This window comes from Pseudomonas sp. GD04015, from assembly GCF_029837675.1.
Classification (GTDB): Bacteria; Pseudomonadota; Gammaproteobacteria; order Pseudomonadales; family Pseudomonadaceae; genus Aquipseudomonas; species Aquipseudomonas paralcaligenes.
On sequence record NZ_JAOEEE010000005.1, the window covers coordinates 105,217 to 126,676 of the forward strand.

At 67.2% G+C, this 21,460-nt stretch carries 20 protein-coding genes; 17 read left to right on the top strand and 3 right to left on the bottom strand.

Annotation, left to right across the window (positions count from 1 at the left end):
- The first annotated feature begins 10 nt into the window (after positions 1 to 10).
- Both mscK and selO read left to right on the top strand, forming a co-directional pair.
- On the top strand, positions 11 to 3,322 hold the full coding sequence (gene mscK, locus N7640_RS06040) for a mechanosensitive channel MscK (protein ID WP_279901869.1): 3,312 nt from the start codon (positions 11 to 13) through the stop codon (positions 3,320 to 3,322).
- Positions 3,323 to 3,390: 68 nt separating this feature from the next.
- On the top strand, positions 3,391 to 4,851 hold the full coding sequence (gene selO, locus N7640_RS06045) for a protein adenylyltransferase SelO (RefSeq protein WP_279901867.1): 1,461 nt from the start codon (positions 3,391 to 3,393) through the stop codon (positions 4,849 to 4,851).
- Positions 4,852 to 4,899: 48 nt separating this feature from the next.
- On the opposite strand, the gene N7640_RS06050 is transcribed toward selO, so the two are convergent.
- Complete coding sequence (locus tag N7640_RS06050) at positions 4,900 to 5,856, bottom strand: glycosyltransferase family 2 protein (protein ID WP_279901865.1); 957 nt, start codon at positions 5,854 to 5,856, stop codon at positions 4,900 to 4,902.
- Between the two features lie 262 nt (positions 5,857 to 6,118).
- Complete coding sequence (locus tag N7640_RS06055) at positions 6,119 to 7,366, bottom strand: MFS transporter (protein ID WP_279901863.1); 1,248 nt, start codon at positions 7,364 to 7,366, stop codon at positions 6,119 to 6,121.
- 148 nt (positions 7,367 to 7,514) lie between these two features.
- Between N7640_RS06055 and N7640_RS06060 the strand changes: the two genes are divergently transcribed.
- From N7640_RS06060 to N7640_RS06080, 5 genes are all read left to right on the top strand, one after another.
- Positions 7,515 to 8,495: a sulfite exporter TauE/SafE family protein gene (locus tag N7640_RS06060; protein WP_279901861.1), complete on the top strand. Its 981-nt coding sequence runs from the start codon at positions 7,515 to 7,517 to the stop codon at positions 8,493 to 8,495.
- A 118-nt stretch (positions 8,496 to 8,613) separates the two neighbouring features.
- Positions 8,614 to 9,891 carry a bifunctional O-acetylhomoserine aminocarboxypropyltransferase/cysteine synthase gene (locus tag N7640_RS06065; protein WP_279901859.1) on the top strand — a complete coding sequence of 426 codons (1,278 nt, stop codon included), beginning with the start codon at positions 8,614 to 8,616 and terminating at the stop codon, positions 9,889 to 9,891.
- 63 nt (positions 9,892 to 9,954) lie between these two features.
- Entirely contained in the window at positions 9,955 to 10,392 is a 438-nt protein-coding gene (gene trxC / locus N7640_RS06070; RefSeq protein WP_279901857.1) for a thioredoxin TrxC, read from the top strand.
- Between the two features lie 89 nt (positions 10,393 to 10,481).
- On the top strand, positions 10,482 to 10,925 hold the full coding sequence (locus N7640_RS06075; protein ID WP_279901855.1) for a YiiD C-terminal domain-containing protein: 444 nt from the start codon (positions 10,482 to 10,484) through the stop codon (positions 10,923 to 10,925).
- 108 nt (positions 10,926 to 11,033) lie between these two features.
- On the top strand, positions 11,034 to 11,825 hold the full coding sequence (locus N7640_RS06080; RefSeq protein WP_220814697.1) for a universal stress protein: 792 nt from the start codon (positions 11,034 to 11,036) through the stop codon (positions 11,823 to 11,825).
- Between the two features lie 190 nt (positions 11,826 to 12,015).
- On the opposite strand, the gene N7640_RS06085 is transcribed toward N7640_RS06080, so the two are convergent.
- Entirely contained in the window at positions 12,016 to 12,780 is a 765-nt protein-coding gene (locus N7640_RS06085; RefSeq protein ID WP_220814698.1) for a ParA family protein, read from the bottom strand.
- A gap of 235 nt (positions 12,781 to 13,015) precedes the next feature.
- On the opposite strand from N7640_RS06085, the gene N7640_RS06090 reads away from it, so the two are divergent.
- From N7640_RS06090 to N7640_RS06135, 10 genes are all read left to right on the top strand, one after another.
- Complete coding sequence (locus N7640_RS06090) at positions 13,016 to 13,732, top strand: beta-ketoacyl synthase chain length factor (RefSeq protein ID WP_220814699.1); 717 nt, start codon at positions 13,016 to 13,018, stop codon at positions 13,730 to 13,732.
- A complete protein-coding gene (locus tag N7640_RS06095; RefSeq protein ID WP_279901849.1) occupies positions 13,705 to 14,514 on the top strand; it encodes a 1-acyl-sn-glycerol-3-phosphate acyltransferase in 810 nt (269 codons plus the stop codon). The genes N7640_RS06090 and N7640_RS06095 overlap by 28 nt, the downstream gene beginning before the upstream one ends.
- Entirely contained in the window at positions 14,495 to 14,755 is a 261-nt protein-coding gene (locus N7640_RS06100) for a phosphopantetheine-binding protein (RefSeq protein ID WP_220814701.1), read from the top strand. Before N7640_RS06095 ends, N7640_RS06100 begins: the two co-directional genes overlap by 20 nt.
- Before the next feature lie 11 nt (positions 14,756 to 14,766).
- Complete coding sequence (locus tag N7640_RS06105; protein WP_220814702.1) at positions 14,767 to 15,030, top strand: acyl carrier protein; 264 nt, start codon at positions 14,767 to 14,769, stop codon at positions 15,028 to 15,030.
- A 3-nt stretch (positions 15,031 to 15,033) separates the two neighbouring features.
- A complete protein-coding gene (locus tag N7640_RS06110; RefSeq protein ID WP_220814703.1) occupies positions 15,034 to 15,579 on the top strand; it encodes a hypothetical protein in 546 nt (181 codons plus the stop codon).
- A complete protein-coding gene (locus N7640_RS06115) occupies positions 15,576 to 17,384 on the top strand; it encodes an acyl-CoA synthetase family protein (RefSeq protein WP_279901845.1) in 1,809 nt (602 codons plus the stop codon). Before N7640_RS06110 ends, N7640_RS06115 begins: the two co-directional genes overlap by 4 nt.
- Before the next feature lie 143 nt (positions 17,385 to 17,527).
- Entirely contained in the window at positions 17,528 to 18,262 is a 735-nt protein-coding gene (locus tag N7640_RS06120; protein WP_279901975.1) for a glycosyltransferase family 2 protein, read from the top strand.
- Complete coding sequence (locus N7640_RS06125) at positions 18,259 to 19,191, top strand: glycosyl transferase (protein WP_279901843.1); 933 nt, start codon at positions 18,259 to 18,261, stop codon at positions 19,189 to 19,191. The genes N7640_RS06120 and N7640_RS06125 overlap by 4 nt, the downstream gene beginning before the upstream one ends.
- Positions 19,184 to 20,713, top strand: coding sequence for an aromatic amino acid ammonia-lyase (locus N7640_RS06130; protein ID WP_279901841.1), 1,530 nt, complete (start codon positions 19,184 to 19,186; stop codon positions 20,711 to 20,713). The genes N7640_RS06125 and N7640_RS06130 overlap by 8 nt, the downstream gene beginning before the upstream one ends.
- Positions 20,714 to 20,814: 101 nt before the next feature.
- Positions 20,815 to 21,240 (top strand): acyl-CoA thioesterase, encoded by a 426-nt coding sequence (locus N7640_RS06135; protein WP_279901839.1) that lies wholly within the window; start codon positions 20,815 to 20,817, stop codon positions 21,238 to 21,240.
- Positions 21,241 to 21,460: the final 220 nt, after the last annotated feature.

Genomic DNA, 21,460 nt, shown 5'->3' on the forward strand with positions numbered 1-21,460 from the left:
ATCCGCGACCATGTCTTTCCTGCGCCCCCTGCTCACCGCCCTGCTCATCGGCCTCTGCCTGACCGCCAATCCGCTCGCCGCCGCCGAACCGCCCACCTCCAAGGCGGTGCAGGAAAGCCTCGGCGCCCTGGCCGACCGCAAGCTGCCGGAGGCCGAGCAGAGCGAGATCAAGAACCAGCTCGAACAGACCCTGGTCCTGCTCGCGGCCCGTGACGAGAGCCAGCAGAAGCTCGAGGCGCTGAAGATCCAGCTGCGCGACGCCCCGCGCCTGACCGGCGAGGCCCAGCGCGAACTCGGCCGGTTGAAGAACCTGCCGCCGCTGAACGTGGCCACCCGCTATGGCTGGGCCAACGTCGAACAGCTGGAACAGCAGCTCAACGAACGCAGCGCCAAGCTCGGTAACTGGCAGCAATCGCTGGCCGAGGCCAACAGCCTGCTGATCACCGCGCAGACCCGCCCGGAGCGGGCCCAGGCCGAGATCAGCAGCAACCAGACCCGCACCCTGCAGATCAACGGCCTGCTCAAGGCCGGCAAGGAGGCCGGCAAGCCGCTGTCCGCCGAGCGCCGCGGCCAGCTCAACGCGGAGCTGGCCGCCCTTGAGGCGCAAACCGAACTGCGCCGCCAGGAGCTGGCCGGCAACAGCCTGCTGCAGGACCTCGGCAGCGCCCGCCACGAACTGCTGCAGGAACGCATCCGCCGCCTCGACCAGGAAAATCTCGACCTGCAGGCCCTGATCAGCGAGAAGCGCCGGAAAAGCTCGCAGGAAACGGTCGCCGAACTCTCCCGCGAGGCCGAGAAGGCCACCCCGGATAGCCTGGTGGCGAAGGAAAGCGCGATCAACCTGAAGATTTCCGACTACCTGCTGCGCGCCACCGACCGGCTCAACCAGCTGACCCGGATGAACCTGGAGACCAAGCAGCAGCTCGACAACGTAAGCCAGGTCGACCAGGCCCTGGACGAGCAGATCGCCGTGCTCAAGGGCAGCCTGCTGCTGTCCAAGATCCTCTACGAGCAGAAACAGGCGCTGCCCAAGCCCCAGGTGGACCGCGACCTGGCCGACGAGATCGCCGACATCCGCCTCTACCAGTTCGAGCTGAACCAGGAGCGCGACAAGCTGGGCAACCTGCAGGGCTACGTCGACGACCTGCTCGCCGGCCAGCCCAAGGAGCAGGTGACACCCGAGCTGCGCAAGACGCTGCTGGACCTGGTCACCACCCGCAACGACCTGCTGCAGCACATGAACCGCGAGCTGAACGCGCTGCTCAACGAATCCATCACCCTGCAGCTCAACCAGAAGCAGCTGCAGGAAATGATCGGCACCCTGCGCGCCACGCTCGATGAACAGATGTTCTGGATTCCCAGCAACAGGCCTCTCGACCTGTCCTGGCTGGAGCAGCTGCCGCGCCAGTTGGAACGCCAGCTGACCACCATGCCCTGGAGCGCCGGAGTGAGCGAACTGCGCGCCGGGCTGGTCGATCGCCCCTGGCTGTTCATCCCCCTGCTGCTGGTGATCGGCGCGCTGCTCTGGCGACGCCGCTGGCTGTACGACAAGCTCCAGGCGCTGCACGAGGACATTGGCCACTACAAGCGCGACAGCCAGATGCACACGCCGCTGGCGATCCTGATCAACGTGCTGCTAGCCCTGCCGGTCACCCTGTTGCTCGCCCTCTGCGGCGTCTCCCTGCTGCTCGACGCCCGCGGCCAGAACGCTACCCTCGGCAGCGCCCTGCTGGAAATGGCCCAGGCCTGGCTGGTGTTCTACACCCTCTACCGCATCCTCTCCCCGGGCGGCGTCGCCGAGCTGCACTTCCGCTGGCCGAGACCGCAGGTGGCGCTGCTGAACAAGCAGATCCGCCGCCTGGGCCTGGTGGTGATGGCCCTGGTGGCGGTGGTGACCGTCGCCGAGCACCAGCCACAGGCCCTGGCCGACGACGCCGTGGGCATCCTCGTGGTGATCACCGGCTATGCGCTGATGACGCTGATCCTCAGCAACCTGCTGCTGGCGGAGCCGATGCGCGAACAGACGCCGCCGTTCCGCCTGCTGGTCGGCATCGGCGTCACCCTGCTGCCGCTGGCCTTCATCGTCGCTGTCGGCTTCGGCTACTACTACACCTCGCTCAAGCTCACCGACCGCCTGATCAATACCCTCTACCTGCTGATCCTGGTGCTGCTGATCGAGGCCACCTTCGTCCGTGGCATGGCCGTCGCCGCGCGCCGGCTGGCCTATGCGCGGGTGCTCGCCAAGCGCCAGGCGCAGACCAAGGAGAACGCCGAAGGCGACGAAGTGGTGGTCGAGGAGCCGGTGATGGACATCGAGCAGATCAACCAGCAGTCGCTGCGCCTGATCCGCCTGGCCCTGCTCGGCGGCTTCATCGCCTGCATGTACCTGGTCTGGGCGGACCTGATCAGCGTGTTCGCCTACCTCGACCAGATCACCCTCTACCAGTACTCCGCCGGCACCGGCGCCAATGCCACGCAGATCCCCATCAGCCTGCTCGACGTGCTCGGCGCGCTGATCATCGCCGTCATCACCATCGCCCTGGCGGGCAACCTGCCCGGCCTGCTCGAAGTGCTGGTGCTGTCCAAGCTGAGGCTGGCCCAGGGCAGCGCCTACGCCACCACCACCCTGCTCTCCTACGCCATCGGCGGCCTCGGCTTCGTCGCCGCGCTGTCCACCCTCGGCGTCAGCTGGGACAAGCTGCAATGGCTGGTGGCGGCGCTCTCGGTGGGCATCGGCTTCGGCATGCAGGCGATCTTCGCCAACTTCATCTCCGGCCTGATCCTGCTGTTCGAGCGACCGATCCGCATCGGCGACCTGGTGACCATCGGCACCGTCACCGGCACGGTCAACCGCATCCGCATCCGCGCCACGCACATCACCGACAGCGACCGCAAGGAAGTGATCGTGCCGAACCAGATCCTCCTCACCAGCCAGCTGATCAACTGGACCCTGACCGACACCGTCACCCGCATCGTGCTGGTCTACAACGTCAACCGCGGCGCGGACCTGGAACTGGTGCGCAAGCTGCTGCTGCAGGCCGCCCAGGAAAACAGCCGGGTGCTGCGCGACCCGGCTCCCAACGTGCAGCTCAAGACCTACGGCGCCAGCGCCCTGGAGCACGAGCTGAAGGTGTACGTGCGCGAACTCGGCGACCGTGGCCTGGCCACCGACGAGCTGAACCGGCGCATCGACCAGCTGTTCCAGGAGAACGACATCAACATCGCCTCGGTGCCGAAGATGGACGTCATCCTCAGCCGCAAGAGCGCCACCGCTCCGGAAGAAACCGGTGAGGAGCACGTGCTGGAACAGCCGCCTCGCTGATGTACCGCGCGGGGACCGCCCATCCCCGCGACCTCCCCAGGGCCGCGTGCCCGTGACAAGCTGAGCCCATGAAGACTCTCGACGCGCTGCAGTTCGACAACCGCTTCGCCCGCCTCGGCGACGCCTTCTCCACCTCGGTGCTGCCCGAGCCGCTGGACAACCCCCGCCTGGTGGTGGCCAGCCCGGCGGCCTTCGCCCTGCTCGACCTGGACCCGGCGGAGGCCGAGACCACCCTGTTCGCCGAGCTGTTCACCGGGCACAAGCTGTGGTCCGACGCAGAGCCGCGCGCCATGGTCTATTCCGGCCACCAGTTCGGCGTCTACAATCCGCGCCTCGGCGACGGCCGCGGGCTGCTGCTGGGCGAAGTGGTCAACCAGGCCGACGAACACTGGGACCTGCACCTCAAGGGCGCCGGCCAGACGCCCTACTCGCGCATGGGCGACGGCCGCGCCGTGATGCGCAGCTCGATCCGCGAATTCCTCGCCAGCGAATACCTGCACGCGCTCGGCATCCCCACCAGCCGCGCCCTGTGCGTGACCGGATCGAGCACGCCGGTGTGGCGCGAGAAGCAGGAAACCGGCGCCATGCTGCTGCGCCTCTCGCCCAGCCACGTGCGCTTCGGCCACTTCGAATACTTCTACTACACCAACCAGCACGAACGGCTGAAGGAACTGGGCGAGCATGTGCTGGCCTGCCACTTCCCCGCCTGCCTGGCGGACGAGAATCCCTGGGCGGCGATGTTCCGCGAAGTGGTGGAGCGCAACGCCGAGCTGATCGCCAGGTGGCAGGCCTACGGCTTCTGCCACGGCGTGATGAACAGCGACAACATGTCCATCCTCGGTATCACCTTCGACTTCGGCCCCTACGCCTTCCTCGACGACTTCGACGCCAACCACATCTGCAACCACTCCGACGACGCCGGCCGCTACAGCTTCAGCAACCAGGTGCCCATCGCCCACTGGAACCTCAGCGCCCTGGCCCAGGCGCTGACGCCCTTTGTCGAAGTGGAGCAACTGCGCGAGACCCTGGGCCTGTTCCTGCCGCTGTTCCAGGCCCACTACCTGGACCTGATGCGCCGCCGCCTGGGCTTCACCCGGGCCGAGGACGGCGACGCCGAACTGATCGAGCGCCTGCTGCAACTGATGCAGAACGGCGCGGTGGACTACAACCTGTTCTTCCGCCGCCTGGGCGAGCAGGCGCCAGCGGAGGCGCTGGCCGTGGTGCGCGATGACTTCATCGACCTGAACGGCTTCGACCAGTGGAGCCAGGCCTATCGCGAACGCACTGCCCGGGAAGGCGACGACCAGAACGCCCGCCGCGCGCGCATGCACGCCGTCAACCCGCTCTACCTGCTGCGCAACTACCTGGCCCAGCAGGCTATCGAGGCCGCCGAGCGCGGCGACTACGGCCCGGTCCGCGAACTGCACGCGGTGCTGTCACGCCCGTTCGAGGAACAACCCGGCATGCAACGCTACACCGAGCGCCCACCGGAATGGGGCAAGCGGCTGGAGATCAGTTGTTCGTCGTAAAGGCAGTGATTCGCGCGGGGGGCGCCATGCGTGCCCAGCCGAGCGGCGTCAGATCCTTCCCAGGATCGTGGCGATCAGCAGCGCCACATTGTCCAGGCGGGTCTGGCGGCGCACGCCAGAACGCCTCAGAAAGATCACGCGGCTGAAGAAGCCGGCGTCGCGGGCGCGGGAGAACAGCTCCAGGACCCGGCGATTCTGGGCGGTAAGATCGTCCACGAAGTCCGCCAGGATGCACAGGTTGCTGGAATTCCACGTGCGGAACTCGCCGCGCAGCATCCTGAACAGCCGCTCCAACCGACCGCGCAGGGTGGCGTTGGCGCCCATCAGGTTGAATCCATGCTGGCGGTAGTAGAGGGAGGGTTGCTGATCGTAAATGACCGTGCCACCGCTGCCGCTGGTCAGGATGTAGGCCAGCCAGTCGTGGGAAATGACGTCGGCCCCTTGGGGCACCCGTGCCAGCAGATCGCGCACGGCGTTGCTGAACACCATCGTGTTGGCGCCCGCCACGCTCTGGACCAGCGCATTGCGGAAATCCGGCCGGTTCAGGAACAGGGGCGAGAAACCGATCACTTTGCCGACCTCGTTCACCAGGCAGGTCCGGGAGCAGTACAGCACTCCCATGCCCGCCGCCATCTGGCTTAACGCTCGGGCCAGCCGATCCTCGAGCCAGATGTCGTCCTGGTCGCAGAAGGCGTAGAAATCCGCCTTGGCCTCGGGTCGGCGGAGCAGGGACAGGAAATTCTGGGCGAACCCGTTGCGCGGCCCCTCGTACAGCAGAATCTGCCCATCCGGCAGGCGCCCCGCGTACTCGCGGACGATGTCCAGCGTGGCATCGGTCGAGCCGTCGTCGGATACGTGCAGTACCCAGTTCCGATGGGATTGCCGCAGGATGGAGTCCAGCTGTTCTCGGATGAAATCGGCACCATTATAGGTTGCCATCAGGATCGAAACGCATGCCTCGGCCTTGGCGGAACAGGCCTCCTGCAAAACATCAGTTCGACTCACAAAGACAACCCCGAATAGTCATATCACCCACTCTGCGCACGCTTGGACAACGCAAAAAGGGCAAGTCGCACGATACGGCCTTTCCCATCCACTTCCAGGCCAACCGCTACGGCGCAAGCACCAGTCGACTACCAGGAAATCCTCCCAGGCGGCCGAAATCGCTGCGGATTCTGCGGCACGCCGCCGCTGGCAACAAGGGCGACCTGTCCGAGGCCTCTAGCAAGCGGGCGGCTACCCGAAGACAGGCCGATGATCCTGTCGGCTAGGCGAGCCGTTCCCGCGCCTGGCGGGCGAAACACCACACCACGACCACGAGCACGGCCGCGCCCAGCGCACCGGCGCCGACGAACAGCGCCTCGAAGCCAACGGCCTTGGCCAGCAGGCCGCTGCAGCCGCCCACCAGGCCCGCGAGCAGCAGCTGGGCGCTGGCCTGCAGGGTGAAATCGGCCCCTTCGTGCTCGGGGCGGCACATGCGCATCATCACGGCGAACAGGGCCACGGTGGACATGCCGTCGGCGACCTGCTCGAACAGCGACACCGCGTAGACCAGCGCGGTCTCGCCGCCCCTTCCCACCACCAGCGCCATGGCCGCGATGCCCAGGGCCTGCAGCGCGCCGAAGGTCAGCAACGAGCGCAGCGCGCCGAGGCGAGCGTAGAGCAGGCCACCGAGCAGCGCGCCGCCGATGCCCGCGACGCTGCTAATCAGGGTCAGCTGGCCGAGGTCGGCGGTGGACCAGCCCTGGTCCACCAGCATCGGTTTGATCATCGGCGAGCCGAGGGCGTCGCCGAGCTTGAAGGTCAGCACCACCGCCAGCCAGGCCAGCATGCCCGGCTGCGCCAGCAGGCCCTTGTAGTGACGCCACAGCAAGCCGGGGCCGGCAGGCTCGGCCTGCTCGACGTGCTGCGGTAGCAACCGTTTCTCGGGGAACAGCCAGATCGGCAGGGTCAGCAGGATCAGCGCCGCGGCCAGCAGGCCGACCGACAGGTTCCAGCCCAGCGGGCCGACCACCAGCAACAGGCCGCTGCCGCTGGCGAGCATGCCCACCTTGTAGCCGCCCACCTGCAGGCTGTTGCCCAGGCCGCGCCAGCGCTCCGGCAGCAAGCGCACGGCTAGGCCGTCGGTGGCGATATCCTGGGTGGCGGCGGCTAGGTTGATGACCAGCAGCGTGCCCACCAGCAGCCAGAATGCCGTGCCGAACAGCGCCTGCGGCTCGATCAGCGCCAGCCCGAGCAGACAGGAGATGACCACGGCCTGCATCGGCAGGATCCAGCCTCGGCGATGGCCCAGCCGGCGCGAACCGACGCGGTCGACCCAAGGCGCCCAGAGCGCCTTGAGCAGCCAGGGCAGGGCCAGCAGCTTCAACAGGCCGATGAGGGCAAGGTCGACCCCGTTCTGGCGCAAAAGCACCGGCAGGGAATGGGCTACCAGCCCCGAAGGCAGGCCCTGGGCGCAATAGAGGGAGGCCAGAAGCACCAGGGTGGCATTGCCGGGGCGATCACTGGAAGTCATGGGGCATCCTGGGAAGAGTCGCGGCGACTCAGAACTTAAAAGAATATAAACCTACAGAAACATTCTTAGACTATCTAAATACAGCCCATTATCTTCGCTGCCTGCTTATTCCAGCCTGTTCTACCACCAACTGTCAGGCAGCCGCTGCATGAAAATTCGCGACCTCGACCTCAGCCAGAGCCCGCTCAATGCGGAGCATGAAGCGCTCGGCCTGCCTCCCGTCGAAGACTACGTCAGCCACCCCGACGACCATCCGGTGCTGCGCGCCGCCATGTGGGCGGCCGTGCTGATCCTGGTGAGCCTGCTCGGCTTCCTGGCCTGGCGCCTGTTCTTCGGCGACAACGGCGGGCACAGCGGCCTGGAGATCATCGAGAGCGCACTGAGCAGCCCGACCTTCTGGAGCGCGGTGGCGGTCGGTTTCCTCGCCCAGGTGGTCGACGGCGCCCTGGGCATGGCCTACGGCATCACCGCCACCACCTTCCTGCTCAGCGCCGGCGCCTCCCCGGCCGCCGCCAGCGCCAGCGTGCACATCGCCGAGGTCTTCACCACCGGCCTGTCCGGCATTTCCCACGCCAAGCTGGGCAACGTCAACAAGTCGCTGTTCCTGCGCCTGCTGCTGCCGGGGATCATCGGTGCCGTACTCGGCGCCGTGCTGATCACCCAGTTCGACGGCGATGTTATGAAGCCCTTCATTTCCGCCTACCTGCTGCTGATGGGCTTGTACATCCTGCACAAGGCCTATCGCCACGTGGCCACCCAGCGCAAGGCGCCCAAGCACGTGGCCAAGCTCGCCCTGTTCGGCGGTTTCGTCGACGCGGCGGGCGGCGGCGGCTGGGGGCCGGTGGTCACCAGCAGTCTGCTCGGCTCCGGCAGCGACCCGCGCACCACCATCGGCTCGGTGAACTTCGCCGAGTTCTTCCTCACCCTGTCCAGCGCGGCCTCCTTCATCCTGCTGGCCGGCGAGCTGAACACCTGGCTGATGGTGGCCGGCCTGGTCTTCGGCGGGCTGTTCGCCGCGCCGCTGGCCGCCTACCTGTGCAAGAAGCTGCCGGCGCGCACCCTGATGACCATCGTCGGCTGCCTGATCACCCTGATCAGCGCCTTCAACATCTATATGGCACTGCGTTGATCTAAGCATCGACCAAAACGTTCTAGCCCCCGGGCCCGCTTCATTGACTCAGCGCATTGACCGGGCCTCAGCGTTTTCCACATGCTGCGTGCCTTCCCATCCTGAAGGAACGCCTTGCATGAAACCGGAAACACTCGCCATCCACGCCGGCTACAGCCCGGACCCGACCACCAAGGCGGTGGCGGTGCCGATCTACCAGACCAGCTCCTACGCCTTCGACGACACCCAGCACGGTGCCGACCTGTTCGACCTGAAGGTCGCCGGCAACATCTACACACGCATCATGAACCCCACCAACGACGTGCTGGAGCAGCGCATCGCCGCGCTCGAGGGCGGCGTCGGCGCGCTGGCCGTGGCCTCGGGCATGGCGGCCATCACCTACGCCATCCAGACCGTCGCCGAGGCCGGCGACAACATCGTCTCGGTGGCCAAGCTGTACGGCGGCACCTACAACCTGCTGGCCCACACCCTGCCGCGCTTCGGCATCCAGACCCGCTTCGCCGCCCACGACGACATCGCCGCGCTGGAGGCGCTGATCGACGACAGGACCAAGGCGGTGTTCTGCGAGTCCATCGGCAACCCGGCCGGCAACATCGTCGACCTGCAGGCCCTGGCCGACGCCGCGCACCGCCACGGCGTGCCGCTGATCGTCGACAACACGGTGGCCACGCCGATCCTCTGCCGCCCCTTCGAGCACGGTGCCGACATCGTCGTGCACTCGCTGACCAAGTACATCGGCGGTCACGGCACCAGCATCGGCGGCATCGTGGTCGACTCCGGCAAATTCCCCTGGGCGGAGAACAAGGCGCGCTTCCCGCTGCTCAACACGCCGGACCCGTCCTACCACGGCGTGACCTACACCGAGGCCTTCGGCCCCGCCGCCTTCATCGGCCGCTGCCGCGTGGTGCCGCTGCGCAACACCGGCGCGGCGCTGTCGCCGTTCAACGCCTTCCTCATCCTGCAGGGGCTGGAAACCCTGGCCCTGCGCATGGAGCGGCACTGCGAGAACGCCCTCAAGGTCGCCCAGTACCTGCGCCAGCACCCGCAGGTGGCCTGGGTGAAATACGCCGGCCTGGAGGACCATCCGGAATACCCGCTGGCGCAGCGCTACATGGACGGCAGGCCGGCGTCGATCCTGTCCTTCGGCATCCAGGGCGGGCAGGAAGCCGGCGCGCGCTTCATCGACGCGCTCAAGCTGGTGGTGCGCCTGGTCAACATCGGCGACGCCAAGTCGCTGGCCTGCCACCCGGCCTCCACCACCCATCGCCAGCTCAACGACGAGGAACTGGAGAAGGCCGGCGTGCCGCGTGACATGGTGCGCCTGTCGATCGGCATCGAGCACTTCGACGACATCCGCGCCGACCTGGAGCAGGCGCTGGAGGCCGCGCGCGGCTGATCGGCCCTTGCAAAGCGCCGGGATCGGCTCCAGATAGGACAGGATTCCTCACTGGAGCCGATCATGAGCGATCCCCTGCTGATTCCCTGCCCGGGCTGCGCCGGCCTCAACCGCATCCCGGCCGAGCGCCTGGGCGACACGCCGCGCTGCGGCCGCTGCAAGAGCGAGGTGTTGCCCGGCACCCCGTTCGAACTGTCCCAGGCCAGCTTCGCCGCCCAACTCAAGGGCGACCTGCCGCTGCTGGTGGACGTCTGGGCCGACTGGTGCGGGCCGTGCAAGGCCTTCGCGCCGACCTTCGCCCAGGCCGCCTCCCAGCTGCGCGGTCGCTGCCGCCTGGGCAAGCTGGACAGCGAGGCCAACCCGCAACTGGCCGGCCAGCTCGGCATCCGCTCCATTCCCAGTTTGATCCTGTTCCGCGGTGGCGTGGAGGTCGGCCGCCAGTCCGGCGCCCTGCCCCTGCCGCAGCTGCTCGGCTGGCTGCGCGGCCAGGGCATCGCCTGAGCGGATCGGTCAGCCGTGGCGAGCGCCGCGGTCATTGCTCCACGGCAGGCAGCGGCTAATCTCGGGACATCCACACGAGGAGCCCCGCCATGCCGCTACCCGCCGAGATGGCCCGCGCATTCACCGAAGAGAAGATCGATTTCGTCAGACGCAGCGGCCTCAAGGCCGAGGAGCTGCAGCCGGGTTTCGTCCGGCTGCGCATGCCGCTGGCCGGCAACCAGAACCACATCGGTACGCTCTACGCCGGCGCCCTGTTCACCCTGGCCGAGATTCCCGGCGGCGCGCTGTTCCTCACCAGCTTCGACGTGCAGCACTTCTATCCGCTGATCAAGGAAATGAACCTGCGCTTCCGCCGCCCGGCGACCAGCGACATCTCGGTCGAGGCGCGCCTCGATGGGGCGGAGATCGAACGCATCCAGTCCGAGGCCGAGCGCGCCGGCAAGGCCGACTACCGCCTCGAATTGCAACTGCTCGATACGGCTGGCGAAGTGGTGGCAGAAACGAGCGCTCTGTATCAATTGCGCAAACACTGACACACGGAACTTGCCCTGAATCAAAAGCGGGTCTATCAAAGGAGACCACAGTAAGAACCCTCAGAGGTTCACAGCGCGGCGCCACAATCGCGCCATAGAGGGGACGAAATGACAGGCCACATTCTGATTGCCCATGATTTGCGCAGTACTGCCGACCTCGCACTGCGGCGGGCCAGCCAGTTGGCCCGCCAGCACAACGCCAGACTCACGCTGCTGCACGTGTTCGACCCCAAGCTCGATCAGGCCGAGCGCGAGCGCATCGAGCAGACCCTGGACCGCAACCTCACCGAATACGCGCCGCCCGGCAGCCAGCTGCGCCTGTGCCAGGGCAAGCCCGCCGACGGCGTGCTGGAGCAGGTGCAGCAGACCGGCGCCGACCTGCTGGTGCTGGGCGCCCACCACCAGCGCCACGAGTTCTTCTCCGGCACCACCCTGGACCGCATCGCCCGGCGCTGCCCGGTGCCGCTGCTGCTCGCCGCCCGCGACGAGGCCGAGCCCTACCGCAGCGCCGTGGCGGCCATCGACTTCTCCCTGTGTGCCTGCACCGCCCTGCACCAGGCCTGCCTGCTGTTGCCCGGCGAGGCGAACGTGCATGCCCTGCACGTGTTCGAGCCGCAGAAGGGCAATGCCCAGGAAGCCGAGCTGCTGACCCAGCGCGCGCTGATCGACCAACTGATCCACGACGAATCGCTGCGCCTGCCGCCCGAGGCGCCCAGGCTCAGCCACGAAGTGCGCACCGGCGGCATCCTGCGCACCCTGCAGGAGCACATCACCACCCACCAGCCGCAGTTGCTGGTACTGGGCAGCCACGGGCGCAGCGCCCTGTCCCAGGCGCTGCTCGGCAGCCTGGCGCAGCATTACCTGCACAAGGCGCCCTGTGACATCTTCGTGGTCCGGTAGGGCGGGTGAAACCCGCACCACACCACGCGGGTTGCACCCGCCCCACGAAAAAGGCGCCCGAAGGCGCCTTTTGCTCATGTAGGGTGCGCTGTGCGCACCGGCCCCCTGTACGGGCTTGCTGGTGCGCACGGCGCACCCTATGGCAGCCCTCTCCGCACCATCAGTAATACACAGGGCACATCACAGGAAATCAGCTTTCCAGCAGATTGTGCAGCTCGACGAACTGCTGGGTCAGCTTGTGGCTGCGGTCCAGATGGATCAGCGGAGTGCAGGCCTGGTGGGATTCGCGCATCTTCACCGAGCTCATCAGGTTCACCGGCAGCACCGGCAGCCCTTCCGCGATCAGTTCGTCGAGCAGCTGCTGCGGCAGGGTCGCGCGCGGCTGGAACTGGTTGACCACGATGCCCTCCACTTCCAGATCCTCGTTGTGATCGTCCTTCAGCTCCTCGATTTCCTGCAGCAGGCCGTACAGCGCATTGCGCGAGAAACTGTCGCAATCGAAGGGAATCAACACGCGATCGGCGGCGATCAGCGCGGAAACCGTATAGAAGTTCAGCGCCGGCGGGGTGTCCAGGTAGATCCGGTCGTAATCCTCGGCCAGGTCTTCGAGCAGTTTGCGCAGCTTGTTGATCTTGTGCTTCTGCTCCAGCTTCGGCTGCAGCTCGGCCAGCTCGGCCGTGGCGGTGATCACGTGCAGGTTGTCGAAGGGCGTCTCGTAGATGTCTACCTTGCCCTTCTTGAAGGAGGTGGCCGAGAGGGTCTGCTTGAAGAAGTCGGCGATCCCCATGGGGATGTCGTCGCCGGTCAGGCCGGTGAGGTAGTGGGTGGAGTTGGCCTGGGCATCCAGGTCGATGAGCAGGGTCCGGTAGCCCTCGGCCGCGCTGACCGCCGCCAGGTTGCAGGCAATGCTGGACTTGCCCACGCCGCCCTTCTGATTGAACACCACGCGCCGCATGTCACACCTCCCTGATCGCAGATGGTTGGGGATTCTATGCAAACCCCGTCGCAAGGGCGAGGAATAAGCACCGGCGGCGGCCGACCTCCGGTCAGGACGGCCCTGTCAAGATTTGCACGGCCCGCGCACCGTCTGGATAATGCGGCCCACCTCGCCATTTTCCCGGCCACCTTTCCCGCGGGCAGATCGCAATACACAAGGATGCCCTCGGCAGGGCCGAGATAGAGCTCTCAGCGTGACGAATTTCAGGATCGAACAATGGCGCGCCTGGGCTCCCGGCCTGGACAGCGCAGCCGACTGGCACGCCTGGCAACAGGCCCCCTTCGCCCCGCAGGACGGCGGCGAACAGCCCGATGTCGGCTTCCTTCCGGCCCTGCAGCGCCGGCGCCTGAGCCGCCTGGCGCGGATGGCCTTCCACGTCGCCTGGCCGCTGGCCGAGGCCAACGGCCCCATGCCACTGGTGTTCGCGTCATGTCACGGGGAGACTCCACGCACCTTTGCGATCCTCGAAGACCTCGCCCGCGATGCCCCTCTATCGCCGACCCAGTTTAGCCTGTCGGTGCACAACGCCATCATCGGCCTGTGGTCGATCATGCGTGGCGACACCAGTGAAATGACCGCCCTGGCCGCCGGCGGCGACGGCCTTGAGCAGGCCCTGCTGGAGGCCACGACGCTGCTCGGCGAAGGCGCCCCGGGCGTGCTGCTGATCGTCGCCGAGGAAAATCCACCCGAGCTGTATGTCCCCTACATTGACGACGTGCCCTTCCCCTATGCCGTGGCCCTGCTGCTGCAGGCGGGCGAAGAGTGGCGACTGGACCTGACCGAGGGCAACGGCCCGCGATCCGCCTGGCCCCACGCCCTCGAACTGGTCCGCGCGCTGACGAACGGCTCGGACTCCCTGCAACACCACTGGAAGCGCCGGCAATGGAACTGGTCACGCATCAGGGCCTGAGCCCGTACAGCGCGCCCTACTGGTGGCGTCTGATCGCCACCGCACTGAGCTTCACCCTGTTCGGAGTCGGCGGTGTGCTGTTGCGCCTGGTGGTATTTCCGCTGCTGGCGCTGCTGCCGGGCGACGCCCTGGCCCACCGTACCCGCGCCCGGGCCGTGGTCAGCCGCGTCTTCTACTGGTTCGTTCAGTTCATGTTCCGCAGCGGTGTGCTGACCTACGAGGTCAAGGGTGCCGAGCGCCTGGGCCGCCCGGGGCAGATGGTGATCGCCAATCACCCCTCGCTGATCGACGTGGTGCTGCTGATCGCCTTCATCCGCGACGCCAACTGCGTGGTCAAGCAGAGTCTGTGGGACAATCCCTGCATGCGCGGCCCGATCCGCTCTGCGGAGTACATCAGCAACAGCGGCAGCATGGACATGCTCGACGAAGCCGCCCGCGCGCTGCAGCAGGGCCAGACCCTGATCGTGTTCCCCGAGGGCACGCGCACCACCCCGGGGCAGCCGCCCGAATTCCACCGCGGCGCCGCGGCCATCGCGGTGCGCGGCGCGCGCGTCGTCACCCCAGTAGCGATCAGTGTGACGCCGTCCACACTGACCAAGGCCGAACCCTGGTACAGCATTCCGTCGCGTCGTGTCCATTTTCGCCTGCGGGTCGGAGAGGATATCGATCCGCGGCAATTCACCGAGCAGGCCCCGCTGCCGATTGCCTCGCGCAAGCTCAATGACCACCTGCATCAACACTTCATGAAGGAGCTCGCAACAGATGAGCGATCTGCAGCTTGAGATCAAGAACCTGATCATCGACGCCCTCGGCCTGGAAGATATGGCCGCCGAGGACATCGCCGCCGACCTGACCCTGTTCGGTGAAGGCCTGGGCCTGGATTCGGTGGACGCCCTGGAACTGGGCCTGGCCCTCCAGAAGCGCTTCGGCATCAAGATCGACGCCGAGGCCAAGGACACCCGCCAACACTTCGCCAACGTGGCCAGCCTGGCGGCTTTCGTCGCCTCGAAACAGGCAGCCTGAGGACGTTCGCGATGCAAAGCCGTGATGAGATTTTCGCCACCCTGCGTGACGCCCTGGTGGAGCTGTTCGAGCTGGACGCCGAGCGCGTCACCCTCGAGGCCAACCTGTACGAAGACCTGGAGATCGACAGCATCGACGCCGTCGACCTGATCGACCACATCAAGCGCCAGACCGGCAAGAAGATCGCCGCCGAGGAATTCAAGGCCGTGCGCACCGTCGGCGACGTGGTCGAGGCCGTGTACCAGCTGATCGGCGCCGAAGCGGCTGCCAGCTGACCCATGGGACGCCTGCTCGGCCTGCTGCTGGTGCTGGCCGGCCTGCTCTATCCGTTCGCCGTGTATTACGGGATGGAGCATCTGTCGCCGCGCCTGTTCGCCGCCCTGCTCGGCGGCCTTTGGCTCGCCCGGGCGCTGAGCCAGCAGAGCAGGCCGGGTAGCCGCTGGATGGCCGGCGCCGCGCTGGCCTTCTGCGCCCTGCTCGGTGTGGCCGGCGAACCGGCGCTGCTGCGCTGGTACCCGGTGCTACTGAACCTGATGTTGCTGGCACTGTTCGGCCTCAGCCTGATCTACGGCCCGCCGCTGGTCGAGCGCCTGGCGCGCCTGCGCGAACCCGAGCTGCCGGCGCACGCGGTGCGCTACACGCGCAGGGTGACCGGGATCTGGGCGGGCTTCTTCCTGGTCAACGCTCTGGTGGTGGTGGCCCTGACTTTGTGGGCACCACTGGCCTGGTGGACGCTCTACACCGGGTTGATCGCCTATGCCCTGATGGGTTTGCTGTTCGCTGGAGAATGGCTGGTGCGCCAGCAAGTAAGGAGAAACGGATGACCTGGCTGCCGCTCGCCGAGCTGCTGCTGCAACCCAAAACCGGCCGCGCCGTAGCGCTGGAGCCGGCGCTCGACCATGCCCAGTTGCACCAACGCGCCTTGTGCCTGGCCGGCGCGCTACAGGCGCGCGGCGTGCGCCGCGTGGCACTGTATCTGGAGGATGCCGGTGAGCTGGCCATCGCCCTGCTCGGCGCCTGGCGTGCCGGCGTCACGGTGCTGCTGCCGGCCGATGCCCAGGCGCAGAGCCGCCAGCGTCTGGCGGAACAGGCCGACCTCTGGCTTGATACCACCGAAGGCCTTGAGGGCGAAGCCCTGTCGCCCGCAGGCCTCGAACTCGACGCCTGCCGCCTGATCCTGTGCACCTCCGGCTCCAGTGGCGAGCCCAAGCTGATCGACAAGTCCCTGCGCCAGTTGGCCAACGAGGTCGAGGCCCTGGAGCGGCTGTGGGGCGCCGACCTGGTCGGCGCGACCATCCTCGGCAGCGTCGCCGCCCAGCACATCTACGGCCTGCTGTTCCGCGTGCTCTGGCCACTGTGCGCCGGCCGCCCGTTCTGGCGCCGCGCACTGCCCTTCCCCGAGGACCTGCAGCGCGAGAGCCTGGCAATCACCAGGGGCGCTGGAAGCGTCGCGAGCGAAGAGGATGCAAGGCGAGAGGCGGCTAGGCCGCGGAGTTTACAAGCGGTAAATGAGCAGGCCGAGCCACCTCTCAACGCAGCAGCATGTGCGCAGCCCGCAGCAGCTTCCGGCGCCCCTGGGTTCGCCTGGGTCGCGAGCCCCGCCTTGTTGAAACGTATGGGAGACAACCTCGACTGGAACGCCTTGGGCGCAGTTCGCCGGGTGTTCTCCTCCGGCGGCGCGCTGCCGGCGGACGTGTCCGCCGAGCTGGGCGAGCAGCTGGGCCAGCGTCCCACCGAAATCTACGGCAGCTCCGAGACCGGCGGCATCGCCTGGCGTCAGGGCGGCGAGCTGTGGCAGCCCTTCCCCGGCGTGGAGCTGAGCCTGAACGACGAAGGTGCCCTGCGCATCGCCTCGCCCTACCTGCCGAACGGATACATCGAGCAGAGCGCGGACGCCGCCGAGCTGCAGGCCGACGGCCGCTTCGCGTTGCGCGGGCGGCTGGATCGCATCGTCAAGCTGGAAGAGAAGCGCATTTCCCTGCCCATGCTGGAGCGGGTACTGATCACCCATGAGTGGGTGGCCGACGCCCGCCTCGGCGTGATCCAGGAAGGCCGCGCCTTCCTCGGCGCCCTGCTGGCGCTGAGCCCGACGGGCCTGCAAGCTCTGCGCAACCAAGGTCGAAAAATGCTTGTCGCCGCCCTGCGCCAGCATCTGGTTGGCCACTGCGAGACCATCGCCCTGCCACGGCGCTGGCGCCTGCTTTTGGAGCTGCCCTACAACAGCCAGGGCAAGTTGGCCCAAGCCAGGATCGACGAGCTGGTCGCTGCACCACGGCCCACCCTGATCGAACCGCACAAGACCGAGCGAGCGGGCGACGAGTGGCACGTGGAACTGGACGTGTTGCCTGACCTGGCGCACTTCACCGGCCACTTCCCGCGGACCCCGGTGCTGCCCGGCGTGGTACAGGTCGATTGGGCCCAACAGCTGGCCCGCCAGCTTATCGTCGAGCTGCCGCCACGCTTCTGCGGCATGGAAGTGCTGAAGTTCCAGCAACTGGTACGCCCCGGCGACCGCCTGCAGCTGACCCTGCGTTTCGACGCCGAGCGCGGCAAGCTGTACTTCTCCTTCCGCAACGGCGAGGCGGCCTGTTCTTCCGGGCGCATCCTGCTGGGGGCCGCCAGTGCATAAGCCCGGCATGCAACCCCGCGCTGCTTCATCCTGCCGTCATCCCCGCGAAGGCGGGGATCCAGTGAGCAGGCAGATCGGTGCAGGCCTGATCTGGATTCCCGCCTGCGCGGGAATGACGGAGTAAGGAAATGATGACTCTGTCCATACATAACCCCTGCGCCGTCATCCCGGTGTACAACCACGAGCACGCCCTGCCCGTGGTGGTCGCCGCGCTGCACGAAGCCGGCCTGCCCTGCGTGCTGGTGGACGATGCCTCCAGCGCGGAATGTGCGGCGGTGATGGATGCGCTGGCCAGACAGGCGAACACCCATCTGGTGCGCCTACCGCTCAACCAGGGCAAGGGCGGTGCGGTCATGGCCGGCCTACGCGAAGCGCAGCGCCTGGGCTTTTCCCACGCCCTGCAGGTGGACGCAGACGGCCAGCACGACCTGGCCGATATCGCCACCTTCCTCGCCACCTCCCGCACACACCCGCAGGCCTTGGTCTGCGGCTATCCGCAGTACGACGCCAGCGTGCCCAAAAGCCGCCTCTACGCCCGCTACCTGACCCACGTCTGGGTGTGGATCAACAGCCTGTCGCTGTCGATCCGCGACGCCATGTGCGGCTTCCGCGTCTACCCGCTGCCGGCCACGGTGGCGCTGATCGACTCCGCCGACCTCGGCCGGCGCATGGACTTCGACCCGGAAATCCTGGTGCGTCTGGCCTGGCGCAACCAGCCGATGCAATGGCTGCCGACCAAGGTGCACTACCCGCTCGACGGCCTGTCGCACTTCCGCCTGCTGCACGACAACGTGCTGATCTCCAAGATGCACGCCAAGCTGTTCTTCGGCATGCTCCTGCGCGCGCCGCTGATCCTCTGGCGCAGGTGGCGCGGATGAGCGCCCGGAGAACCGAACACTGGGCCGGCCAGCGCGAGCGCGGCAGCTTCCTGCTGATGAAGTTTACCGCCGGCGCCGTGCGCCTGCTCGGCCGCCGCGCCCTGACCCCGCTGCTGTACGCCATCGTCCTGTACTTCTTCGTGTGCGGCCGCCAGGCCCGGCGCAGCATCCATCAGTATCAGTGCAACCTGGCCGCCTGGAGCGGCCGCGCCGAACTGGCGCCACGCTTCGGCTCGGTGTTCGCCCAGTTCATGGCGTTCGCCGAGGCCTTGCTGGACAAGCTCGACGTGTGGAACGGACGACTCGGCCTGGACAAGATCATCTTGATCGACCCCCACTGCGTACGCGAACGCATGCACCTCGAAGCGCGCGGGCAGATGCTGGTCGGCGCCCACCTGGGCAACCTCGAGGTCTGCCGCGCCCTGGCCGAGCTGGGCGAGAAGGTGCAGATGAACGTGCTGGTGCACACCAAGCACGCCGAGCAGTTCAACCGCCTGCTGGGCGAGGCTGGCGCCAGCCACCTGCGGCTGATCCAGGTCAGCGAACTGGACGCGGCGATCATGCTGCAGCTGTCCGAACGCCTGGAGCGTGGCGAGTGGCTGGCCATCGCCGGCGACCGGGTATCGCTGCACGGCGGGCGCAACGTCACGGTGGACTTCCTCGGCCATCCGGCTGCCTTCCCCCAGGGCCCCTGGCTATTGGCCGGGCTCCTGCAGTGCCCCGCCAATCTGATGAGCTGCCTGAAGATCGACGGCCACTATCAGCTGACCCTCGAGCCCTTCGCCGAATGCGTGCAATGGACGCGCCGGGAGCGCGACGAGGTGATCCGCGGCTGGGTACAACGCTATGCCGAGCGTCTTGGCGAACGCTGCCTGAACGCTCCGCGGCAATGGTTCAACTTCTACCCGTTCTGGAAAGCACATGATTGACCACGTGACCTTCGGCGAGGCGCCGCTGACCATCGAGCAGGTGGTCGCCCTGGCCAGCCGCAACGCCCGCGCCCAACTGCAGGGCGATGCCGCCTGGCGCGAGAAGATCGCCAAGGGCGCGCGCTTCCTCGACACCCTGCTGGACAAGGAAGGCGTCATTTACGGCGTGACCACCGGCTACGGCGACTCCTGCGTGGTGGCCGTGCCGCTGCACCAGGTCGAGGCCCTGCCCCGGCACCTGTTCACCTTCCACGGCTGCGGCCTGGGCAGGCTGCTCGACGAGGCCAGCACCCGCGCCGTGCTGGCCGCGCGCTTGCAGTCGCTGTGCCACGGCGTATCCGGGGTGCGCGTGGAGCTGCTGGAGCGCCTGCAGGCCTTCCTCGAACACGACGTGCTGCCGCTGATCCCGGAAGAGGGTTCGGTCGGCGCCAGCGGCGACCTGACCCCACTGTCCTACGTCGCCGCCACCCTCAGCGGTGAGCGCGAGGTGCTGTACAAGGGCGAACGGCGCAGCTCGGCGGACGTGCATAAAGAACTCGGCTGGACGCCGCTGGTGCTGCGCCCCAAGGAAGCCCTGGCACTGATGAACGGCACCGCGGTGATGACTGCCCTGGCCTGTCTGGCCTATTCGCGCGCCGACTACCTGCTGCAGCTGGCCACCCGCATCACCGCGCTCAACGTGGTGGCGCTGGAGGGCAACCCGGAGCACTTCGACGAGCGCCTGTTCGCCGCCAAGCCGCACCCGGGCCAGACCCAGGTCGCCGCCTGGCTGCGCCAGGACCTGGCCGTGGCCGAGCCGCTGCCGCCGCTGCACCGCCTGCAGGACCGCTACTCGCTGCGCTGCGCGCCGCACGTGCTCGGCGTGCTGGCCGACAGCCTGGGCCTGCTCCGCCAGTTCATCGAGATCGAACTGAACAGCGCCAACGACAACCCGCTGTTCGACGCCGAGGCCGAGCGCACCCTGCACGGCGGCCACTTCTACGGCGGGCACATCGCCTTCGCCATGGACAGCCTGAAGAACCTGGTCGGCAACGTCGCCGACCTGCTCGACCGCCAGCTCGCCCTGCTGGTCGACACCCGCTACAACCACGGCCTGCCGAGCAACCTGTCCGGCGCCCCGGCCGAGACCGCGATGATCAACCACGGCTTCAAGGCCGTGCAGATCGGCACCAGCGCCTGGACCGCCGAAGCGCTGAAGAACACCCTGCCGGCCAGCGTGTTCTCCCGTTCCACCGAGTGCCACAACCAGGACAAGGTGAGCATGGGCACCATCGCCGCGCGCGACGCCCTGCGCAGCCTGGAGCTGACCGAGCAGGTCGCCGCTGCCACCCTGCTGGCCGCCAACCAGGGCGTGTGGCTGCGCGAGCGCGCCGGCAAGCAGGACATCCCCGCGCCGCTGGCCGTCATGCGAGCGCAGCTGGCCAAGGACTTCCCACCGGTGATCGAGGACCGCGCCCTGGAAGGCGAACTGCGCCTGTGCCTGGCGCGCATCCGCAGCCGCCATTGGGGACTTTATGCGTGAGTTGCTTGCGGTGCGCGCGGCGCACCCTACGGACGAGGTACACGCGCCGTGCATGGTGCTCGTAGGGTACGCCATGCGCACCACCAGCCGAGGAGCAGCCCATGCGTAAGGAAGGCGTGCTGCAGGCGGAGATCGAGATCCTCGTGCCGTTCTTCGACGTGGACATGATGGAGGTGGTCTGGCACGGCCACTACGTGAAGTATTTCGAGGAGGCACGCTGCGCCCTGCTCGACAAGTTGGGCCACAACTACCGGCAGATGCGCGATGCGGGCTATGCCTGGCCGATCATCGACCTGCAGGTGCGCTATATCCGTGGGGCGCAGTTCGGCCAGCGCATCAGGGTACGGGCCGATCTGGTGGAATGGGAGAACCGGTTGAAGATCAACTACCTGATCACCGACGTCACTACCGGCGAGCGCATGACCCGCGGCAGCAGCGTGCAGGTGGCGGTGGAGATTGCGACTCGGGAGATGCTGCTAGCCTCGCCGAAGGTATTTGTTGAGGCGGTGGAGAGGGCTATTGCGTGAATGGTTTGCGCCCGGCTGGTTTTCTACGTTTGCTGAACGTTCTGTTTCGCCCCGCCGGGCGAGTCACTTTCTCTTTGCGCGCGCAAAGAGAAAGTAACCAAAGAGAAAGCGCGCCCCACATCTGGGTCTCGCTCCGCTCGACTTCCCTCGCTCCGTTGCTCTTCCGGGGGCCGGCGTACAAGGGCCATCCATGGCCCTTTACGCCTTTCGCCGCATCCAT